The sequence below is a fragment of the Sediminihabitans luteus genome (assembly GCF_002797595.1).
Taxonomy (GTDB): Bacteria; Actinomycetota; Actinomycetes; order Actinomycetales; family Cellulomonadaceae; genus Paraoerskovia; species Paraoerskovia lutea.
Genome location: NZ_PGFE01000002.1, coordinates 477,294 through 496,833, shown reverse-complemented (window position 1 = coordinate 496,833; position 19,540 = coordinate 477,294). Strand labels below are relative to the sequence as shown.

Genomic DNA, 19,540 nt, shown 5'->3' with positions numbered 1-19,540 from the left:
CGCCCAACCGGGCTCACCGCAGGTACGGGTTGGTGCGTCGCTCGTGCGCGAGCGTGCTCGTGGGACCGTGCCCGGGCAGGACGGCGCGGGCGCCGTCGATCTCGGCGCCCGGGGTTCCGCCGTGGCCGAGGACGTCGCGCAGCGTGCGCTGCATGAGCGCGGGGTCACCCCCGGGCAGGTCGGTACGGCCGATCGTCCCGGCGAACAGCACGTCGCCCGTGAGCGCGACGTCCACCCGCGCTCCCCCGACGCGCGCTCCCCCGACGCGCGACGCGTCGACGTCGTCGAGCAGGTAGAGCGTCGAGCCCTGCGTGTGCCCGGGCGCGTGGACGGCCCGGACCGCGAGCGCCCGCGGGCCGGTCCGGTCGGCCGCCGTGAACCCGGGGTCGAGGTCGAGGCCGAGGTCGAGGTCGAGGTCGAGCGGCTCGTCCCGCCACGCGCCGCGGTGCGCAGTGCCGGGCCGGGTCGCGCCGGTGCGCGAGGTGCCGGAGCGCGACGTGCCGAACGTCCGTACGTCGTGCGGCGCGCGGTAGTCGGCGGGGTCGAGACCCGCGGCCGCGAGCGCCGCGACGAGCGTGCCCGAGGCGCCCGGCCGGTCGATCGTGCCGAACGGGTCGTCGAGCCGGTAGGCGTCGTCGGCGTGCAGCCGCACCGGGACGCCGTAGTACGCGCTGAGCCCGGCGGCGTCGGCCACGTGGTCGAGGTGTCCGTGGGTCGCGAGCACGGCGACCGGCTCCCAGCCGTGGCGGGACACGACGTCGCGCACGCGCTCGCTCACCCGGGCGCCCGGGTCGACGACGACGCAGGGCCCACCCGCGCGGAGCCCGACGATCCAGCAGGAGGCGCCGAACACGGGCGAGACGACCTGCTCGAGCACGAGCGTCGCACCCGGGTCGACGGGCGGGCGGGACGGGGTGCGATCCATGCGCCGAGCCTACCGACGACGCACGGCCCCGCTTGCGCGGTCCTGGCGCGGTTCCGCGCCTAGACTGTGCGACGACCGGCGCGGCCGGGCCCCGTCGCGCGCCCGCGGCCGGACCTCGCGACCGGGGACGGCGGGCACCGCCGCACGGACGACGACGGACGAGGAGCGGGTGTGACGAGCAAGGCCCAGCGGGAGCGTGAGCAGGCGCGCAAGCGCCAGCTCAAGTGGGAGCAGCGGCAGTCGGCACGCACCGCGCGCAGGCGCCGCGCCTGGTCGGTCGGCGGCGCGGTCGCCGGGCTCGTCGTGATCGGTGGCCTCGTGGTGTGGGCGGTGCAGGACGACGAGCCGGAGCCCTCGGCCGCGACGACGCCCCCGGCGTCCGCCACCACGCAGCCGGACGACGCGGCGCAGTCCGCGACGCCGCTGCCGTCCCGCCCCGCGCCCGCCGCGGGCGAGTACACGCTGCCCGACCCGTCCGTGGCCGAGGGCCGCGAGTGGACCGGCACGATCTCCACCAGTGCGGGCGACGTCGGCGTCTCGCTCGACGGTGCGGCTGCCCCGAAGGCCGTCGCGAGCTTCGTGACGCTCGCCCAGGACGGGTACTTCGACGGCACGGGCTGCCACCGGCTGACGACGTCCGGCATCTACGTGCTCCAGTGCGGCGACCCGACCGCCACGGGAACCGGCGGGCCGGGCTACACGTTCGGACCCATCGAGAACGCGCCCGCGGACGGCGTGTACCCGACGGGCACGATCGCCATGGCGCGCGCGAGCGCGCCGGACTCCATGGGGAGCCAGTTCTTCCTCGTCTACGAGGACACCCAGTTGCCCACGGACGGCGGCGGGTACACAGTGTTCGGCACGATCACCTCTGGCCTGGAGAACATCCAGGCTGTCGCTGACGCAGGGACGGTGAACGGCTCCGGCGACGGGGTCCCGCTGATCCCGGTCACCATCGAAGGAGTAGAAGTCCAGTGAGCGAGAGCCCCGAGAACTCGACGCCCGAGCCCGCCGTGCAGGCGCCGCAGGAGGCGACCGAGACGGTCGACGCCCCGGCCGCCGCCGAGGGTCTGGCGCCCGAGGCCGACGCCACGGACGCCGCCAGCACCGACGCCGCCAGCACGTCCGACGACACGTCGGCCGACGAGGCCGTGACGGCGGAGCCCGCCGCGGAGGCACCCTCGGCCGAGGAGGCCCCGGCCGAGGAGACCCCGGCCGCAGAGCCTGCCGCCGAGGAGACCCCGGCGAAGGCTGCCGAGGAGAAGCCGGCCACGCCGAGCCCGGCGCCGAGCCGCCCGACGCCGCGCCCGCGCCCGGTCCCGCGCCCGAGCGCGCTGCCGCACCCTCCCCGTCCCGCGGCGGCGGCCGTCGCGCCCGAGCCCCACCCCGTGATCCCCGACGACGCCGCGGCCGCGAAGGCTGCGGGCGAGTTCGGCCGGGTCGACGAGGACGGCACCGTGTGGGTCCGCGAGGCCGCGGGCGAGCGCTCGGTCGGTCAGTTCCCCGGCGTGGGCCACGACGAGGCCAAGGCGCTGTACGTGCGCCGCTACCTCGAGCTCAACGCCAAGGTCGCGCTCTTCGACGCGCGGCTGTCGAGCACGGACCTGACGGTCAAGGAGATCGACGGCACGCTCGAGCGTCTGCGCGAGGAGACCGCCGAGCCCGCCGCCGTCGGGGACCTCGACGCCCTGCGCGCCCAGGTGGAGGCGCTCGCCGAGCGTGCCGCCGGTCGCCGCGAGCAGATCGCGGCCGAGCGCGCCGCCGCCAAGGAGTCGGCGCTCGCCGCCCGCACCGAGATCGTCGAGGCCGCCGAGCGCATCTCGGCGACCGACCCCGCGCAGATGCAGTGGCGTCCCGCGGGCGAGGAGCTGCGCAGCCTGCTCGACCAGTGGAAGAACGCCCAGCGCTCCGGCCCGCGCATCGACCGCGCGAGCGAGGAGTCGCTCTGGAAGCGGTTCAGCCACGCGCGCACGACGTTCGACCGTGAGCGCCGGCACTTCTTCGCCGAGCTCGAGCAGCGCAACACCGCTGCCAAGAGCGAGAAGGAGGCGATCGTCGCGGAGGCCGAGCAGATCGCGTCGAGCACCGACTGGGGCATCACCGCGGGCCGCTACCGCGACCTGATGACGCGCTGGAAGGCCGCGGGCCGGGCGAACCGCAAGGACGACGACGCGCTGTGGGCACGGTTCCGCGGAGCGCAGGACACGTTCTTCCAGGCGCGGGACGCGGCGAACGCCGAGCTCGACGCCTCGTACGGCGAGAACCTCGTCGTCAAGGAGGAGCTGCTCGTCCAGGCCGAGGCCCTGCTGCCGGTCACCGACCTGACGACCGCGAAGAACACGCTGCGCGACATCCAGGACCGCTGGGAGGCCGCGGGCAAGGTCCCGCGTGCGGACGTGCAGCGGGTCGAGGCGCGCCTGCGGGCCGTCGAGACCGCGGTGCGCACGGCCGACGAGGCGCAGTGGACGCGCTCGAACCCCGAGCAGCGCGCGCGGGCCGAGGGTGCTGCGGCGCAGCTCGAGTCCGCGATCGCGGAGATCGAGGCGGATCTCGCGGCGGCCGAGGCCAAGGGCGACAAGCGCAAGGTCTCCGAGCTCACCGCGTCGCTCGAGGCGCGGCGCTCGTGGCTCGAGCAGATCGTGAAGGCCGCCGAGGACTCGCGCGGCTGACCCTCGCTCGTCCACAGCCCGCCCCTGCGCCCTGGTGCGCGGGGGCGGGCTGCGTCATGGTGGGCGCGTGCAGACCCTTCGCGCCTACCTGAGCCCCGTGGTCGACCCTGACGACGCCCTGGTCCGGCCCGAGCACGTAGGCGGCGCGGCGGCGTTCGACGACCTCGTGCGCCGCGGCGCGGTGCAGGTGGTCCGGCCGTGGGTCGCGGTCGCGCGGGGCACGGCCGTCACGCCGCGGGTGCGGGCGCGCTCGCTCGCGAGCCCGTCGGTCGGCGGGCTCGTGGTGGCCGGACGCACGGCGGCCTGGGTCCACGCGGGTGGCGAGCCACCGGCGCTGCTGGGTTTCCTGGCGTCGGACGGCGTGCGTGCCCCCGCGCACGACCCGGGCAGGGTCGTGCGGTACGCGCGCATCCTGCGCTCGGAGGTCGTCGACCTCGGGGGCGTGCAGGTCACGTCGCCCCTGCGGACCGTGCTCGACGTCGCGTCGTCCCCGACGGTCCCGGCGCACGCGTGCGGCACGCTCGTGACCCCGCTGCCCGACGACCTCGCCGCCGCGGCCCGCTGCGTCGTCAGGGTGTGCGCCGCGACCGGGATCGACCCGCGCGGCGCCCGGCGTGCGCTCGAGCTGCGGCACCGCTGGCGCGGCCGGGGAGTCGCACGGCAGGTGCTCGACCTGGCCGTCGCCGCCACGCTCGTCCCGTCGGGCGCTGCTGCCGGGCCCGAACTAGCGTGACGTCATGAGCCCCTCCTCCCCCGCGGTCGAGATCGAGGTCGCCGGCCGCACCGTGCGCGTGTCGTCGGGCGACCGGGTCGTGTTCCCCCACCGGGGACTCACCAAGCGCGACGTCGTCGACTACTACCTCGCCGTCGGCGACGGGATCCTCGCGGCGCTCCACGAGCGCCCCACGACGCTCGAGCGCTGGCCCAAGGGCGTGCTCGACGGCGCCCGGCTGAGCACGCGCACCGACAGCACAGGTGACGCGTTCTTCCAGAAGCGCGTCCCGCGCGGCGCGCCGGAGTACGTCGAGACGGCCCGGATCGGGTTCCCGAGCGGGCGCACGGCCGACGAGGTCGCCCCGACCGAGCTCGCGGTCGTCGCCTGGGCGGCGAACCTCGGCACGATCACGTTCCACCCGTGGCCCGTGCGCCGTGACGACGTCGACCGGCCCGACCAGCTGCGGATCGACCTCGACCCGCAGCCCGGGACCGACTACACCGACGCGGCCGCGCTGGCCGACGACGTGCAGGAGCTCCTGGCCGAGGTCGGCCTCGTCGGGTACCCGAAGACGTCGGGCGGTCGCGGCCTGCACGTGTTCGTGCCGATCGCGCCGCGGTGGGACTTCGTCGAGGCGCGCCGCGCGACGATCGCGTTCGGGCGCGAGCTCGAGCGGCGCCGTCCCGAGCAGGTCACGACGCGGTGGTGGAAGGAGGAGCGCGGCGAGAAGATCTTCTTCGACTACAACCAGATGGCGCGTGACCGCACCATGGCCTCGGCCTACTCGATCCGGCCGAACGCCCGGGCGACCGTGTCGGCACCGCTGCGGTGGGCCGAGGTCGCCGACGCGCGGCCGGACGACTTCGACGTCACGACCATGCCCGCCCGGTTCGCCGAGGTGGGCGACCTGTTCGCGCAGGCGTCGGCCGGCGGACACGCCGACTCGCCCGGCTCTCTCGAGGCCCTGCTCGAGCTCGCGGCGCGCGACGAGCGCGACCACGACCTCGGCGACCTGCCGTACCCGCCCGAGTACCCGAAGATGCCGGGCGAGCCGGCGCGGGTGCAGCCGAGCCGCGCACGGCACGACTGAGCGATCAGCCGATCAGCAGCAGACGATCGCTCAGGACCGCTCAGGCAGGCCGATCACGCAGGCCCATCAGCCGCGGCCCTCGCTGCCCGGGGCGCCGGGCAGCAGCTCGGCGAGGTCGTAGGACACCGGCTCGTCGAGCTGCTCGTACGTGCACGACTCCGGCTCGCGGTCCTCGCGCCAGCGCCGCATCTGCACGGTGTGCCGGAACCGCGGCCCCTCCATGTGGTCGTAGGCGACCTCGAGCACGCGCTCGGGGCGCAGCGCGACGAACGACGTGTCCTTGCTCCCGGTCCACCGCGAGGGCGCACCGGGCACCTGCTCGCCGTCCTGGTCGATCCACGGGTGGTCCTCGACCACGACGCCCGGCGCAAGCTCGGCCGCGAGCTGAGCACGGCGCACCGCCGTGAACGACGACGCCGCCCCGACGAACCGCAGCTGACCGTGCGCGTCGTGGAGGCCGAGCAGGAGCGAACCCACCCGGGGCTCGTCGGGCGTCGAGTCCTTGTGCGGCCGGTAGCCGGCGAGCACGACGTCGGCGGTGCGCTCGTGCTTGATCTTGAGCATCGACCGCTTGCCCGGCTGGTAGGGCAGGTCGAGCGGCTTGGCGACCACGCCGTCGAGCCCCGCGCCCTCGAAGCTCTCGAACCACTGCTGGGCGACCGCGGCGTCCCGCGTGCGGGGCGTGGTGAAGACCAGCGGTCCGCGCAGCGCGAGGGCGTCGAGCGCGTCGTGCCGCCGTTCGAGCGGCTGCCCGGACACGTCGTCGTCGCCGAGGGCGAGGACGTCGAAGACCACGAGCGCCGCCGGGGTCTCGGCCGCAAGCCGTGCGACCCGGGACGCCGCCGGGTGCACGCGCTGCTGCAGCAGCTCGAACTCGAGCCGCGCCCCCTGCGCGACGACGATCTCCCCGTCGACCACGCAGCGCTGCGGGAGCGCATCACGCACCGCGTCGACGACGTCGGGGAAGTACCTGTCGAGCGGCTTGCCGCTGCGGCTCGCGAGGAGCACCTCGTCGCCGTCGCGGAAGACCACGCACCGGAACCCGTCCCACTTGGGCTCGTACACGAACCCGCCCGGGCGCGAGTCCGCGGCGGGGATGCCCGGCACGGCCTTGGCGAGCATCGGGGCGATGGGGGGCAGCACGGGCAGGTCCATGGCTCGATGCTGCCACCGGGCCCCGCACGCGGCGCGTCAGGCCGGGAGGCTCGGCGCCTGCTCGGCCTTCGACCCCGTGATGCGGTAGACGTCGAACACGCCGTCGATCTTGCGCACCGCGGTCAGGACCGAGGCGAGGTGCCCGGGCTCGGCCATCTCGAACACGAAGCGCGAGATCGCGACCCGGTCGTTCGAGGTCGAGACCGACGCCGAGAGGATGTTGACGTGGTGGTCCGACAGCACGCGCGTGACGTCGGACAGCAGGCGCGAGCGGTCGAGCGCCTCGACCTGGATCTGCACGAGGAACATGGTGTTCGCCCCCGTGGACCAGCCGACGTCGACGATCCGCTCGGGCTGGTCGCGCAGCCCGACGACGTTCGCGCAGTCCGTGCGGTGCACGCTCACGCCGTGGCCGCGCGTGACGAACCCGATGATCTCGTCGCCCGGCACGGGCGTGCAGCACTTGGCGAGCTTGACCCACACGTCGTCGACGCCCTTGACCACGACGCCCGGGTCGCCCGTGCGCACGCGCCGCGCGGTCTGCCCCGGACGTGCGGTCTCGGCGACGTCCTCGGTCGTGCCCTCCTCGCCGCCCATCGAGTGCACGAGCTTCTGCACGACGCTCGCGGCCGAGGCCTGGCCCTCGCCGATCGCGGCGTACAGCGAGGTCACGTCCGGGTAGCGCAGCTCGTTCGCGAGGGCGAGCAGCCCCTCGTGCGAGAGCAGGCGCTGGATCGGCAGGTTCTGCTTGCGCATCGCCTTGGCGATCTGGTCCTTGCCCTGCTCGACGGCCTCGTCGCGGCGCTCCTTGGAGAACCACTGCCGGATCTTGTTGCGCGCCCGCGGGCTCTTGACGAACGCGAGCCAGTCCCGGCTCGGCCCCGCGTTCTCGGACTTCGAGGTGAGCACCTCGACGACGTCGCCGTTGTCGAGCGGGGAGTCGAGCGGGACGAGACGCCCGTTGACGCGCGCACCCATCGTGCGGTGCCCCACCTCGGTGTGCACCGCGTACGAGAAGTCGACCGGGGTCGATCCCATGGGCAGCGCCATGACGTCGCCCTTGGGCGTGAACACGTAGACCTCGGCGCCACCGATCTCGAAGCGCAGCGAGTCGAGGAACTCCCCCGGGTCCGCCGTCTCGCGCTGCCAGTCGACGAGCTGGCGCAGCCAGTGCATGTCGCTCGGGCCGCCCGCGCCGTCCTCGGACGGCTTGCCCGCCTTGGCGGCCTCCTTGTACTTCCAGTGCGCCGCGACGCCGTACTCGGCGCGACGGTGCATGTCGTGCGTGCGCAGCTGGATCTCGACGGGCTTGCCGCCCGGGCCGATCACGGTCGTGTGCAACGACTGGTACATGTTGAACTTCGGCATCGCGATGTAGTCCTTGAACCGGCCGGGCACCGGGTTCCACCGCGCGTGCAGCGCGCCGAGCGCCGCGTAGCAGTCGCGCACCGAGTCCACCAGGACGCGCACGCCGACGAGGTCGTAGATCTCCGCGAAGTCGTGGCCGCGCACGATCATCTTCTGGTAGATCGAGTAGTAGTGCTTGGGCCGGCCCGTGACCGTCGCCTTGATCTTGGCGCCGCGCAGGTCGGCCGTGACCTGTCCGCGCACGACCGCGAGGTACTCCTCGCGGGCCGGGGCGCGCTCGGCCACCAGGTGCACGATCTCGTCGTAGACCTTGGGGTACAGGGCCGCGAACGAGAGGTCCTCGAGCTCCCACTTGATCGTGTTCATGCCGAGGCGGTGCGCGAGCGGCGCGTAGATCTCGAGGGTCTCGCGCGCCTTGCGCTCGGCCGACTTCGCGGGCACGAACTTCCAGGTGCGGGCGTTGTGCAGGCGGTCCGCGAGCTTGATCACGAGCACGCGGATGTCACGGGCCATCGCGACGACCATCTTGCGCACGGTCTCGGCCTGCGCGGCGTCGCCGTACTGGACCTTGTCGAGCTTGGTCACGCCGTCGACGAGCATCGCGATCTCGTCGCCGTACTCGCTGCGCAGCTGGTCGAGCGAGTAGTCGGTGTCTTCGACCGTGTCGTGCAGCAGCGCCGCCGCGAGGGTCGGCGGCGTCATGCCGAGCTCGGCCAGGATCGTCGCGACCGCGACCGGGTGCGTGATGTACGGGTCGCCGCTCTTGCGCAGCTGACCGCGGTGCGCCTTCTCCGCCGTGACGTACGCGCGCTCGATGCCCGAGAGGTCGGCCTTCGGGTGGTTGGTGCGCACCGCCTGGAGCAGCGGCTCGAGCGCCGGGGTGCCCTGGGGCCGCCCGCCGAACCGCACGAGCCGGGACCGCACCCGAGAACCCTGCGGGCTGGTCCGCGTGTCGTCGCTCACGCGACCTCCCTCCGACGTCGGTCGGTCGCCCGCACGGGCGCCGCACCCGGACCGCGTCTGGACGCGTCCGGAGTGGGGCAATCCTACGCCGGGACCGCCCACAACGAGGTCAGCGGGCGCCCCGCGAGACGTGCGCGCCCGCCGAGCGCGTCGAGCTCGAGCAGGAACTGCACGTCCACGACCTGCGCACCGCACCGCTCGACGAGCTCGACCGCCGCGGCGGCGGTGCCGCCCGTGGCGAGCACGTCGTCGACGACCACGACCCGTGCCCCCGCGGGGATCGACCCCGTGCGCACCTCGAGCTCGGCCGTGCCGTACTCGAGGTCGTACGCGACGCGCTCGGTCGGCGCCGGGAGCTTGCCCGCCTTGCGCAGCGGCACGAACCCGACACCGAGGGCGACCGCGAGCGGCGCCCCGAGGAGGAAGCCGCGGGCCTCCATGCCGACGACGAGGTCGACCGCGCCGGGCTCCTGGGCCGCGGCGAAGGCACCGACCAGGTCGGCGAACGCCGGCCCGTCGGCGAGCAGGCCCGTGATGTCACGGAACATCACCCCGGGCTGCGGGTAGTCCGGGACGTCGCGCACGAGCTGCGCGAGGGCCGCGGCACGGCCCGGCGCGAGGCCGAGCCGTGCCACGTCCCGCGGCTGGATGCTCACGCTCAGCGCCGCTTGCGGCGCGGCTGCGCGCGGTTGCCCTGGTGCGACCCGGGCACGAGCTGCGCGGCGCCCTCGACGCCCGCGGCGGCGAGCACGGCGTCCGCCTCGTCCGCCCCGGCCTGCTCGGCGCGCTCACGGCGGGCCGTGAGCACCTTGTCGGTGTGCGCCTTGATCTTGGGCTCCCGCTCGCGCAGGGCCACCTCGAGCGGCGTCGCGAGGAAGATCGAGGAGTACGCCCCGACCGCGATGCCGATGAACAGCGCGAGCGAGATGTCGCGCAGCGTCCCGGCACCGAGCACGAACGCGCCGATGAAGAGGATCGACCCGACCGGCAGCAGCGCAACGATCGACGTGTTGATCGACCGGATGAGCGTCTGGTTGACGGCCAGGTTGGCCTTCTCGGCGTACGTCGATCGGGTCTGGTCGAGCACGCCGTGCGTGTTCTCACGGACCTTGTCGAACACCACGACCGTGTCGTAGACCGAGTACCCGAGGATCGTCAGGAAGCCGATGACCGTCGCCGGCGTGACCTCCCAGCCGATCAGCGCGTACAGCCCCGCGGTGATCACGACGTCGTGGAAGAGCGCGACGAGCGCCGAGACGGCCATGCGCCAGCTGCGGAAGTACAGCGACATCACGATCGCGACGAACGCCAGGAAGATCACGAGCGCGCGCAGCGCGGCACCCGAGACGTCCTTGCCCCACGACGGGCCGATGAACGACGACGTGACGTCGTCCGTCGAGACGCCGTAGCCCTCGGCCAGCGCGGCGCTGACCTCCGTCACCTCGGTCGGGGTGAGCTCCTCGGTCTGCACGCGCATCGAGCTGCCACCGACGACCGAGACACGCGGCTCCTCGTCGGGCGCCACGGCCGCGACCGCGTCGAGCGCGATCTGCTCCGAGGTGTCCGCGACCTGGGAGACCGTGAACTGCGAACCACCACGGAACTCGATGCCGAGGTCGAAGCCCTTGAACCCGACGACGAGGACCGAGAACAGCACGACGAGGGCCGAGGCGACGAAGTAGCCGCGGCGCTTGCCGACGATCTGGTAGGAGCGGCGACCCGTGTACAGGTCGTTGCCCCACTGGGCGAAACCGCTGGCCATCAGTGCGTCTCCTCGTCCTGGTCGCGCGCCTGGGGCGCAGCGTCTGCCTGGTCGGGCTCGGTGCCCGCCTCGGCGGCCTTGCGCTCGGCGGCACGCCGCTCCGCGATGGTCATGCGTCGTCCCTCGCCCGCTGCCGCACCCACCGCGACCGGCTCACGGTCCGCGTCGAGCGTGGCGACCTCGTCCGCGACGGGGCGCTTGGGCGTGACCACGCGCCCGCGACCGCCGTAGCGGATCGAGTCGACCCCGAGCCGGCGCGGGTCGAGGCCCGAGCCGCGGTGGCCCTCGCCGAAGAACTTGGTCTTGGCGAGCAGCTGCAGCACCGGGTGCGTGAACATGATGACCACGATGAGGTCGATCACGGTCGTCAGGCCCAGCGTGAACGCGAAGCCTCGCACCGAGCCGACCGCGAGCACGTAGAGGATCACGGCGGCCAGGAAGTTCACGGTGTCGGACGCGAGGATCGTGCGTCGCGCCCGGGACCACCCGCGCTCGACCGCGCCCACGAGCGGGCGTCCGTCGCGCAGCTCGTCCCTGATGCGCTCGAAGTACACGATGAACGAGTCCGCCGTGATGCCGATCGCGACGATCAGACCGGCGACGCCGGGCAGCGAGAGCCGGTAGCCCTGCGTCCACGACATGAGCGTGATGACGCCGTACGTCACGATCGACGCGATCACGAGCGAGGCGAGCGTCACGAGCCCGAGCGCACGGTACTGCGCGAGCGAGTAGAGGGCCACGAGCAGCAGGCCGATGACGCCCGCGATGAGGCCCTGCTTGAGCTGCTCGGCACCGAGCGTCGCAGAGATCGTCTCCTGGCTCTGCACCTCGAACGTGAGCGGCAGGGCACCGAAGTTGAGCTGGTTGGCGAGCGTCGTGGCCGACTCACGCGTGAACGAACCGGTGATGCTGGCCTCGCCGTTCGGGATGATCTCGTCGACCGAGGGGGCAGAGATCACGAGACCGTCGAGCACGATCGCGAACTGGTTGCGCGGCGACTCGAGGGTCGAGATGCGCTCGGTCGACGCGGCGAAGTCGTCCCGGCCCTGACCGGTGAACTTCAGCGCGACCTCCCAGGCGCCGGTCGTGGCGCCGCTCTGCGTGGTCTGCAGGCCCGCGGAGGCGGAGTCGATCTCGTCGCCCGAGATCTCGACCGGGCCGAGCACGTACTTGGCCGTGCCGGTGTCGTCGCAGGTGACGAGGACGTCGTCGGCACTGCCGCTGTTGCCGCCCGTGAGGTTCGCCGGGTCGGTGCAGTCGAACGCGTCGATCTCGGCCTGGACCTCGGGGGTGATCTGCGCGAGGTCGCTCGGGTCGGTGGCCGGCGTCGCGTCGTCGGTCGCGGCGTCCGTGGCCGTGTCGGACGCGGCGTCGCTCGCGCCGTCCGACGGCGCCGCGGTCGCGGCGTCCGTGGCCGTGTCCGTCGCGGCGTCCGTGGCCGTGTCCGTCGCGGCGGCGTCGTCCGCGCCGTCGGTCGGAGCGTCCGTGGCGGCGTCGGTCGCACCGTCCGTGGGCTCGTCGGTCGCGGTCGCTCCCGGCGCGAGGATCTGCAGCACGGGACGGAAGGCCATCTGCGCGGGCGTGACGATCAGGTCGATCGTCGACTGGCTTACCTCACCGGGGATCCCGACGACGATGTTGGTCGCGCCCTGGCGCGTGATCTCCGCCTCGGCGACGCCGGAGGAGTCGATGCGCTGGCGGATCACCGCGATCGACTGGTCCATGTCCTCGTCGGTCGGGGTCGACCCGTCCTCGGTCACGGCCTTGAGGATCAGCTCGGTGCCGCCCTGCAGGTCGAGGGCGAGGCCGGGAGCCCAGCTCGCGCCGTTCGGGTTGTCCTCGCTCTTGGCGTCGAGCTTCGTCCCCGCGAAGATCGTCGCGAACATCGCGACGATCAGGACGCCGAGGACGACCAGTGTGCGAACCGGTCGCGTGCGTGCCTTGCTGGTGGCCAACTGTCCGTCTCTTCTCGTGTGCGTACCGCCGCGCGGTACGGGTTCGACGCCCCGGGCCGATGGCCCGGGGCGCCCCGATCACTTGGTCTTGTCGCCCTCGTCGTCACGGCGCGGGCCGTCGATGCCCGAGATGTCGTCGGGCACGTCGAACGAGTCGTCGCGCTTGCCCAGGTCGATCCCGGCGTCGTCCGCGGTGCCGAGCACGGCGTCGGTCTCGGTCTCGTCCTCGACGACCTCGTCGGTGTCGACGCGCTTGGCGATCGCGGCGCGCAGCCAGCGGGTCTGCGACCCGCCCGGCTCGGTCTCGAGCGTGATCACGTCGTTCTCGTCGTCGATCGCGACGACCGTCCCGAAGAGCCCCGACGCCGTCATGACCTCCTGACCGGGTGCCAGGCTGGACCGGAAGCTCTGCTGCGTCTGCTGCTGCTTGCGGGTTCGGCTGCTCATGAAGAAGAGCAGGCCGATCGCGAGAGCGGCGAAGATCAGGAGTTCCATCGGTGGTTCCTTTGCTGTCGGGTCCGCGCGGCAGTCTAGGCGCCGGCGCTCCGTCGTCCAACGGGCACCGGCGTCCAGGAGTTCCCGTGCGTCGGTGCGCACAGTCTAGGGCCTCGTGATGAGCGCTCCGTCACACCCGGGCGTCAGTCGGCGTCGAACAGGGTGCCCGCGGGCGCGGGCGGCTCGAGGCCCAGGTGCGCCCACGCGGCGGGCGTGGCGACGCGGCCGCGCGGCGTGCGGCCCATGAGGCCCTCGCGCACGAGGTACGGCTCGGCGACCGTCTCGACCGTCTCGGTCTCCTCGCCCACGGTCACCGCGAGCGTCGACAGGCCGACGGGGCCGCCGTTGAACCGGGTGCACAGCGAGGTCAGCACGGCGCGGTCGAGCCGGTCGAGCCCGAGGGCGTCGACCTCGTAGACCTCGAGCGCGGCCCGCGCGGCCCGCAGGTCCATGCTGCCGTCGCCGCGCACCTGCGCCCAGTCGCGCACGCGCCGCAGCAGACGGTTCGCGATGCGGGGCGTGCCGCGCGAACGGCTCGCGAGCTCGCGCGCGGCGTCCGCGTCGAGCGGCGCACCGAGCAGGTGCGCCGAGCGCGTCACGACGCGCTCGAGCTCGTCAGCGGCGTAGAAGTCGAGGTGCCCCGTGAACCCGAAACGGTCGCGCAGCGGTGCGGGCAGCAGGCCGGCCCGCGTCGTGGCGCCGACCACCGTGAACGGCGGCAGGCTCAGCGGGATCGCGCTCGCCCCGGCGCCCTTGCCGACCACGACGTCGACCCGGAAGTCCTCCATCGCGACGTACAGGAGCTCCTCGGCGGGCCGCGCGAGGCGGTGGATCTCGTCGATGAACAGCACCTCACCCTCCTCGAGCGAGGACAGCACCGCGGCGAGGTCGCCCGCGTGCTGGATCGCGGGGCCTGAGGTCACGCGCAGCGACGTGCCGAGCTCGTTCGCGATGATCATCGCGAGGGTCGTCTTGCCGAGCCCGGGCGGCCCCGAGAGCAGCACGTGGTCGGGCGGCGTGCCGCGGCCCAGCGCCGCGTGCAGCACGAGCGAGAGCTGGTCGCGCACGACGCGCTGGCCGACGAAGTCCTCGAGCGACCGGGGGCGCAGCGCGGCCTCGGCGGCGCGCTCGATGTCGTCGGCCCCCGCGGCGACGAGCCGCTCGGTCGTCACGGACTCGTCGGCGAACCCAGCCCGGTCGCTGCGCGCAGCGTCGCGCGGGCCCGGGAGCCGTCCGGGGAGACCCACGCGGTCGAAGTCAGCCACGCTGCGCCCCGAGCAGGCGCAGCGCCGCGCGCAGCGCGCCCGCGACGTCGTCCGCCGCGACCGTGGACTCGCCGGCGGCGTCGAGCACCGCGTCGACCGTGTCGTCGGCGACCTTCGCGGTCCAGCCCAGGCCGACGAGCGCGTCCACGACCTGGCCCCGGTGGTCGTGCGCGGACGCCGGGACCGCGGCTGCGTCGTCCGACCCCGTGGCGGGTCCGAGGCGGTCGCCGAGCTCGAGGACGATGCGCTGGGCGCCCTTGCGCCCGATCCCGGGCACGCGCACGAGCGCGGCGAGGTCCTCGCCCGCGACCGCGCGCCGCAGCGCGTCGGGCGTGTGCACCGCGAGCATCGCAAGCGCGAGCCGGGGCCCGACGCCGCTGACGGTCTGCACGGTCTCGAAGACCTCGCGCTCGTCGTCGTCGCCGAACCCGTAGAGCGTCATCGAGTCCTCGCGCACCACGAGGGACGTCGCGACCCGGGCCTGCTCCCCCACGCGCAGCGACGAGAGCGTCGCCGGGGTCGCGTGCACGAGGTACCCCACCCCGCCCACGTCGAGCACGAGACGGTCGAGGGACACGGAGACGACGGTCCCCGACAGCGCAGCGATCACGGGGACCTCCAGGACCAGGACGAGGTGCGGGCGCTCGTGGTGCGAACACCTGTACGAGCGGCGGTCAGCCTAGCACCGGCGTGCGCGCTCACCCGCGACCGCCGCGCGCGCTCTGCTCGGCCGCGGCCCAGGCCCGCTGCGCGGGCGTGAGCTGGTGCCGCTCGCCGCCCTGGAGCGCGCCCGTGGGGCGCCACAGGTGGCAGATCGCGATCGCCAGGGCGTCGGCGGCGTCCGCGGGCCGGGGTGGGGCGGCGAGGCCCAGGATGCTCGTGACCATGCGCTGGACCTGCTCCTTGCCGGCGCGTCCCGTGCCCGTGACCGCGGCCTTGACCTCGCTCGGGGTGTGCAGCGCGACCGGCACGCCGCGGCGCGCCGCGGCGACCATCGCGAGCCCCGCGACCTGCGCGGTGCCCATGACGGTCCCGACGTTGTGCTGGGCGAACACGCGCTCGACCGCGACGACGTCGGGCACGTGCTCGTCGAACCAGGCGTCGAGGCGGTCCGCGATGCGCAGCAGTCGCAGGTCGACCGAGTCGGTGTGCGGACTCTGCAGGACGCCGACGGCGACGAGCTCGGCCCGGCGCCCGGGCAGGGAGTCGACGACCCCCACGCCGCACCGGGTCAGGCCTGGGTCCACTCCGAGTACGCGCACGAGCACACCTTCGCACGCGGCACCGACACCCCCGCCCGCACACGCCGGAGGCCCGGGAGCCTCCCCGCGGGGACGGCTCCCGGGCCTCCGGGGCGGTGCGGTGTCAGTCGTTCTCGAGCTCGGCCATGACCTCGTCCGAGGCGTCGAAGTTCGCGTAGACGGTCTGGACGTCGTCGCTGTCCTCGAGCGTGTCGATCAGGCGCAGGATGTTGCGCGCGCCGTCGGCGTCGACCTCGATCTGCATCGACGGGTGGAACACCACGTCGGCGGAGTCGTACTCGATCCCGGCCTCCTGCAGCGCGGTGCGCACGGGTACCAGGTCGGTCGCCTCGGACATGACCTCGAACGAGTCGCCGAGGTCGGTGACCTCCTCGCCGCCCGCCTCGAGCACGGCCTCCATGACGGCGTCCTCGGTCGTGCCCTCCTTGGGCACGATCACGATGCCCTTGCGCGAGAACAGGTACGAGACCGAGCCCGGGTCGGCGAGCTGGCCGCCGTTGCGCGAGAACGCGAGGCGGACGTCGGCCGCGGCGCGGTTCTTGTTGTCGGTGAGGCACTCGACGAGCACCGCGATGCCGCCCGAGCCGTAGCCCTCGTACATGATCGTCTGGTAGTCGACGCCGCCGGCCTCCTGGCCGGAGCCGCGCTTGACCGCGCGGTCGATGTTGTCGTTCGGGACCGAGGTCTTCTTGGCCTTCTGGATCGCGTCGAACAGGGTCGGGTTGCCCGAGGGGTCACCGCCGCCCGTGCGCGCCGCGACCTCGATGTTCTTGATGAGCTTCGCGAAGAGCTTCCCGCGCTTGGCGTCCTTCGCGGCCTTCTGGTGCTTCGTCGTTGCCCACTTGGAGTGACCTGACATTGCCCGACTTACTCCTTCACCATCGTGACGAACAGCTCGTGCACGCGAGAGTCACCGGTGATCTCCGGGTGGAACGAGGTCGCGAGCAAGGCTCCTTGACGTACTGCGACGATCCTACCGGCGGCCGCGCCCGGGGCGTCGTCCGGTATCGCGGCGAGCACCTCGACGTCCGCGCCGGCCTCCTCGATCCACGGGGCGCGGATGAAGGTCGCGGGCACAGGGCCGCCGTCGACGCCCCGCACGTCGAGCGTCGTCTCGAACGAGTCGACCTGGCGCCCGAACGCGTTGCGGCGCACCGTGACGTCGAGGCCGCCGAGGGTCTCCTGGTCGCTCGTGCCGCCGAGCACGCGGTCGGCGAGCAGGATCATGCCCGCGCACGAGCCGTAGACGGGCATGCCGTCGGCGATCCGCTCGCGCACGAGGTCGCGCAGCTCGAAGATGCGCAGCAGCTTGTCGATCGTGGTCGACTCCCCGCCCGGGAGCACGAGGCCGTCGACCGCGGCGAGCTCGGCGGGACGGCGCACGCCCACGGCGCGCGCTCCCCCCGCCTCGAGCGCGTGGACGTGCTCGCGCACGTCACCTTGCAGGGCCAGGACGCCGATGGTGGGGATCACCGGTCAATCCTAGGGCGGACGCCGCGGGCGACCGCGGTCCGCGAGCGCGGGCGTGCGCAGCGTCACACCGCCCGCACGACCGGGACCTACATCGCGAGCGTCTGCAGGTCCTGCGGGTCGGGCTCGCCCGCGGCGTGCGCGAACGCGCGGAACGCGGCGAGCACCGCGGGGCGCTCCGCGGCCGGCACCGCGGCGACCACGGCAGCGATCTCGGCGCGCCGCTGCTCGGTGACCTGATCGACGAGCGCCCGACCGGCGTCGGTGAGCTCGAGCCGCTTGGCCTGCCCGTTGTCGGGGTCCTCGAGCCGGCGCACCCATCCCCCGGCCACGAGCCGACCCGCGTTGCGGGAGAAGGTCGAGGCGTGCACGCCGAGCTGCTCGGCCACGACGCCCTGGCGCAAGGGCCCGTTGTTGGACAGCAGCACGAGCACGCGGAACTGCGGGAGCGAGACGTCCTCGAGCGCCGAGGCGAGCGAGCGGGCGATGACCGCGACCAGCGCGCGCGAGGCGTGCAGCGTGGCGTCGGCGGTGCTCTCGACGTCGTCCATCCGGCCAGCGTAGCCGCTTCGCGCGCGCCGCCGACGGGCCGCGCGCGGTCCCGACCAGCATAGTTGCCCTGGTACATTAGTTGTATGCATGCAAGGAACCGGTCATGACGCATGCCCTCACCGGGCTCGCCCGCACGACCTCGCGCGGCTGGGACCGGGCGGCCGAGAGCGCGCGCACCGGCACCGTCGGCTTCGTCGCCCTGACCGTCGCCGTCGGCGCGCTCACGGGACTCGGCGCGGTCGGCTTCCGGTGGCTCATCGAGCACGCGACGCTCGTGTTCTCGGGCTTCGCCGACTACTCCGCGGTCGGCGTGGGCCAGCACCCCGCCAACCCGAACCTCCCGTGGCTCGGCCCCTGGTTCGTCGTGCTCGCGCCCGTCGTCGGCGGACTGGTCTACGGCCCGATCGTCTACCTCGGGGCGCGCGAGGCCCGAGGCCACGGCGTGCCCGAGGTCATGCTCGCCGTCGCGCGGCACGGCGGTCGCATCCGCGCCCGCGTGGCCGCGGTCAAGGCGCTCGCGTCCGCGATCTGCATCGGCTCGGGCGGGTCCGTGGGGCGCGAGGGCCCGATCGTCCAGATCGGCGCGGCGCTCGGGTCGAGCGTCGGGCAGGCGACGCGCATGCCGCTCGACCGCATGCGCACGCTCGTCGCGGCCGGCGCCGCCGCGGGCATCGCCGCGACCTTCAACGCCCCGATCGCGGGGGTGCTCTTCGCGCTCGAGCTGATCCTGCGCGACTTCCGCGCCCGGTCGTTCGGGTTCGTCGTGCTCTCGTCGGTCGTCGCGTCCGTCGTCGGGCGCGCGATCCTCGGCGACGACCCGTTCCTCGCACTGCCGGCCTTCACGATCGACTCCGCGTGGACCTACCTGCTGTTCGCCCTGCTGGGACTCGTCGCAGGCGCCGTCGGCATCGGGTTCACGCGCATCCTGTACGCGGTCGAGGACCTCTGCGACCGCGTGTGGCGCGGGCCCGAGTGGCTGCGGCCCGCCGCCGGCGGCGTGCTGCTCGGCCTCGTCCTTCTCGTGCTGCCACAGATGTACGGCGTGGGCTACCCGGTGCTCGAGACGGGCGTCAACGGCGGCTACGTCGTCGGCTTCCTCCTGCTGCTGCTCGTGGGCAAGGTCGTCGCGACGAGCCTCACGCTCGGGATCGGCGGGTCCGGCGGCGTGTTCGCGCCGTCGCTGTTCATCGGCGGGATGCTCGGCGCCGCGTTCGGCCAGGTCGCGCACGCGCTCGTCCCGGCCCTGGCACCCTCGCCCGGCGCATTCGCGATCGTCGGCATGGGCGCGGTGTTCGCCGGGACGGCCCGCGCTCCCCTGACCGCCGTGATCATGCTGTTCGAGCTCACGGGCGAGTACACGATCATCCTGCCGCTCATGCTCGCGATCGTCCTGGCCACCGGCGTGAGCCGGGCACTGAGCGACGACACCGTCTACAGCCTCAAGCTGCGCCGCCGTGGCATCGTCCTGGACGGCCACCCGGCCGACCAGGTGCTGACCGACCTGCGCGTCGCCGACGTCATGGACCCCGCCCCGCCCACGCTCGCGCCCGGCGCGCCGTTGCCCGGGGCGGCCCGGACCGTCTTCGCGAGCGGCAGCCCCACGCTCGCCGTGGTCGACGACGGGCGGCTGCGCGGCCAGCTGCGCGCCGCGGACGTCGCCCGGTCGCTCGACGAGGACGACGACGTCGCGCACCGCACCGTCGCGGACGTCTACGACGAGGTCGGTCGCGTCGGTGTCGACGGCTCGCTGCGCGACGCCGTCGACGTGCTGCGTCGACGGCCCGACGACGCGGGCGTGGCCGTCGTGGACGCCGGCGGCTCGCTCGTGGGCTGGCTGAGTCACCGCGCGGTGCTCGGCGCGCTCGCGAACGCGACCGCCGCGCACGACTGACCA

At 73.8% G+C, this 19,540-nt stretch carries 18 protein-coding genes; 5 read left to right on the top strand and 13 right to left on the bottom strand.

What is annotated here, in order from left to right; genetic code table 11:
* Positions 1 to 13: 13 nt before the first annotated feature.
* Positions 14 to 925 (bottom strand): MBL fold metallo-hydrolase, encoded by a 912-nt coding sequence (locus CLV28_RS08270; protein WP_100422810.1) that lies wholly within the window; start codon positions 923 to 925, stop codon positions 14 to 16.
* A 171-nt stretch (positions 926 to 1,096) separates the two neighbouring features.
* Here CLV28_RS08270 and CLV28_RS08265 point away from each other — a divergent pair, with 171 nt between their 5' ends.
* The 4 genes from CLV28_RS08265 (at position 1,097) to ligD (ending at position 5,399) form a co-directional block, all read left to right on the top strand.
* Complete coding sequence (locus CLV28_RS08265; RefSeq protein WP_100422809.1) at positions 1,097 to 1,903, top strand: peptidylprolyl isomerase; 807 nt, start codon at positions 1,097 to 1,099, stop codon at positions 1,901 to 1,903.
* Complete coding sequence (locus CLV28_RS08260) at positions 1,900 to 3,594, top strand: DUF349 domain-containing protein (protein ID WP_100422808.1); 1,695 nt, start codon at positions 1,900 to 1,902, stop codon at positions 3,592 to 3,594. The genes CLV28_RS08265 and CLV28_RS08260 overlap by 4 nt, the downstream gene beginning before the upstream one ends.
* A gap of 67 nt (positions 3,595 to 3,661) precedes the next feature.
* Positions 3,662 to 4,327: a hypothetical protein gene (locus CLV28_RS08255; protein WP_100422807.1), complete on the top strand. Its 666-nt coding sequence runs from the start codon at positions 3,662 to 3,664 to the stop codon at positions 4,325 to 4,327.
* 4 nt (positions 4,328 to 4,331) lie between these two features.
* Positions 4,332 to 5,399 (top strand): non-homologous end-joining DNA ligase, encoded by a 1,068-nt coding sequence (gene ligD / locus CLV28_RS08250; RefSeq protein ID WP_100422806.1) that lies wholly within the window; start codon positions 4,332 to 4,334, stop codon positions 5,397 to 5,399.
* 66 nt (positions 5,400 to 5,465) lie between these two features.
* Here ligD and CLV28_RS08245 read toward each other — a convergent pair whose 3' ends face one another.
* The 12 genes from CLV28_RS08245 to CLV28_RS08190 all read right to left on the bottom strand — a co-directional run bounded on the left by CLV28_RS08245 (position 5,466) and on the right by CLV28_RS08190 (position 17,645).
* Positions 5,466 to 6,554, bottom strand: a complete 1,089-nt coding sequence (locus CLV28_RS08245) for an ATP-dependent DNA ligase (protein ID WP_100422805.1) — start codon at positions 6,552 to 6,554, stop codon at positions 5,466 to 5,468.
* 36 nt (positions 6,555 to 6,590) lie between these two features.
* Positions 6,591 to 8,885, bottom strand: a complete 2,295-nt coding sequence (locus CLV28_RS08240; protein ID WP_100422804.1) for a RelA/SpoT family protein — start codon at positions 8,883 to 8,885, stop codon at positions 6,591 to 6,593.
* An 83-nt stretch (positions 8,886 to 8,968) separates the two neighbouring features.
* The gene (locus CLV28_RS08235; RefSeq protein WP_203968163.1) at positions 8,969 to 9,535 is read right to left on the bottom strand and encodes an adenine phosphoribosyltransferase; all 567 of its coding nucleotides are present in this window, start codon (positions 9,533 to 9,535) and stop codon (positions 8,969 to 8,971) included.
* 8 nt (positions 9,536 to 9,543) lie between these two features.
* Positions 9,544 to 10,647: a protein translocase subunit SecF gene (secF, locus tag CLV28_RS08230; protein WP_100422803.1), complete on the bottom strand. Its 1,104-nt coding sequence runs from the start codon at positions 10,645 to 10,647 to the stop codon at positions 9,544 to 9,546.
* Entirely contained in the window at positions 10,647 to 12,602 is a 1,956-nt protein-coding gene (gene secD, locus CLV28_RS08225) for a protein translocase subunit SecD (protein WP_308440381.1), read from the bottom strand. The genes secF and secD overlap by 1 nt, the downstream gene beginning before the upstream one ends.
* Before the next feature lie 78 nt (positions 12,603 to 12,680).
* Positions 12,681 to 13,097: a preprotein translocase subunit YajC gene (gene yajC / locus CLV28_RS08220; protein ID WP_100422802.1), complete on the bottom strand. Its 417-nt coding sequence runs from the start codon at positions 13,095 to 13,097 to the stop codon at positions 12,681 to 12,683.
* Positions 13,098 to 13,240: 143 nt separating this feature from the next.
* On the bottom strand, positions 13,241 to 14,269 hold the full coding sequence (ruvB, locus tag CLV28_RS08215) for a Holliday junction branch migration DNA helicase RuvB (protein ID WP_100423102.1): 1,029 nt from the start codon (positions 14,267 to 14,269) through the stop codon (positions 13,241 to 13,243).
* Positions 14,270 to 14,354: 85 nt separating this feature from the next.
* Positions 14,355 to 14,972: a Holliday junction branch migration protein RuvA gene (gene ruvA / locus CLV28_RS08210; RefSeq protein WP_100422801.1), complete on the bottom strand. Its 618-nt coding sequence runs from the start codon at positions 14,970 to 14,972 to the stop codon at positions 14,355 to 14,357.
* 88 nt (positions 14,973 to 15,060) lie between these two features.
* Positions 15,061 to 15,624: a crossover junction endodeoxyribonuclease RuvC gene (gene ruvC / locus CLV28_RS08205; protein ID WP_100423101.1), complete on the bottom strand. Its 564-nt coding sequence runs from the start codon at positions 15,622 to 15,624 to the stop codon at positions 15,061 to 15,063.
* Positions 15,625 to 15,727: 103 nt separating this feature from the next.
* Positions 15,728 to 16,483, bottom strand: coding sequence for a YebC/PmpR family DNA-binding transcriptional regulator (locus tag CLV28_RS08200; RefSeq protein WP_100422800.1), 756 nt, complete (start codon positions 16,481 to 16,483; stop codon positions 15,728 to 15,730).
* Between the two features lie 8 nt (positions 16,484 to 16,491).
* Entirely contained in the window at positions 16,492 to 17,097 is a 606-nt protein-coding gene (gene pdxT, locus CLV28_RS08195; protein WP_100422799.1) for a pyridoxal 5'-phosphate synthase glutaminase subunit PdxT, read from the bottom strand.
* A gap of 86 nt (positions 17,098 to 17,183) precedes the next feature.
* Positions 17,184 to 17,645: a MarR family winged helix-turn-helix transcriptional regulator gene (locus CLV28_RS08190; RefSeq protein WP_203968154.1), complete on the bottom strand. Its 462-nt coding sequence runs from the start codon at positions 17,643 to 17,645 to the stop codon at positions 17,184 to 17,186.
* 104 nt (positions 17,646 to 17,749) lie between these two features.
* Between CLV28_RS08190 and CLV28_RS08185 the strand changes: the two genes are divergently transcribed.
* Positions 17,750 to 19,537, top strand: a complete 1,788-nt coding sequence (locus CLV28_RS08185; RefSeq protein WP_100422798.1) for a chloride channel protein — start codon at positions 17,750 to 17,752, stop codon at positions 19,535 to 19,537.
* The last annotated feature ends 3 nt before the right edge of the window (positions 19,538 to 19,540 follow it).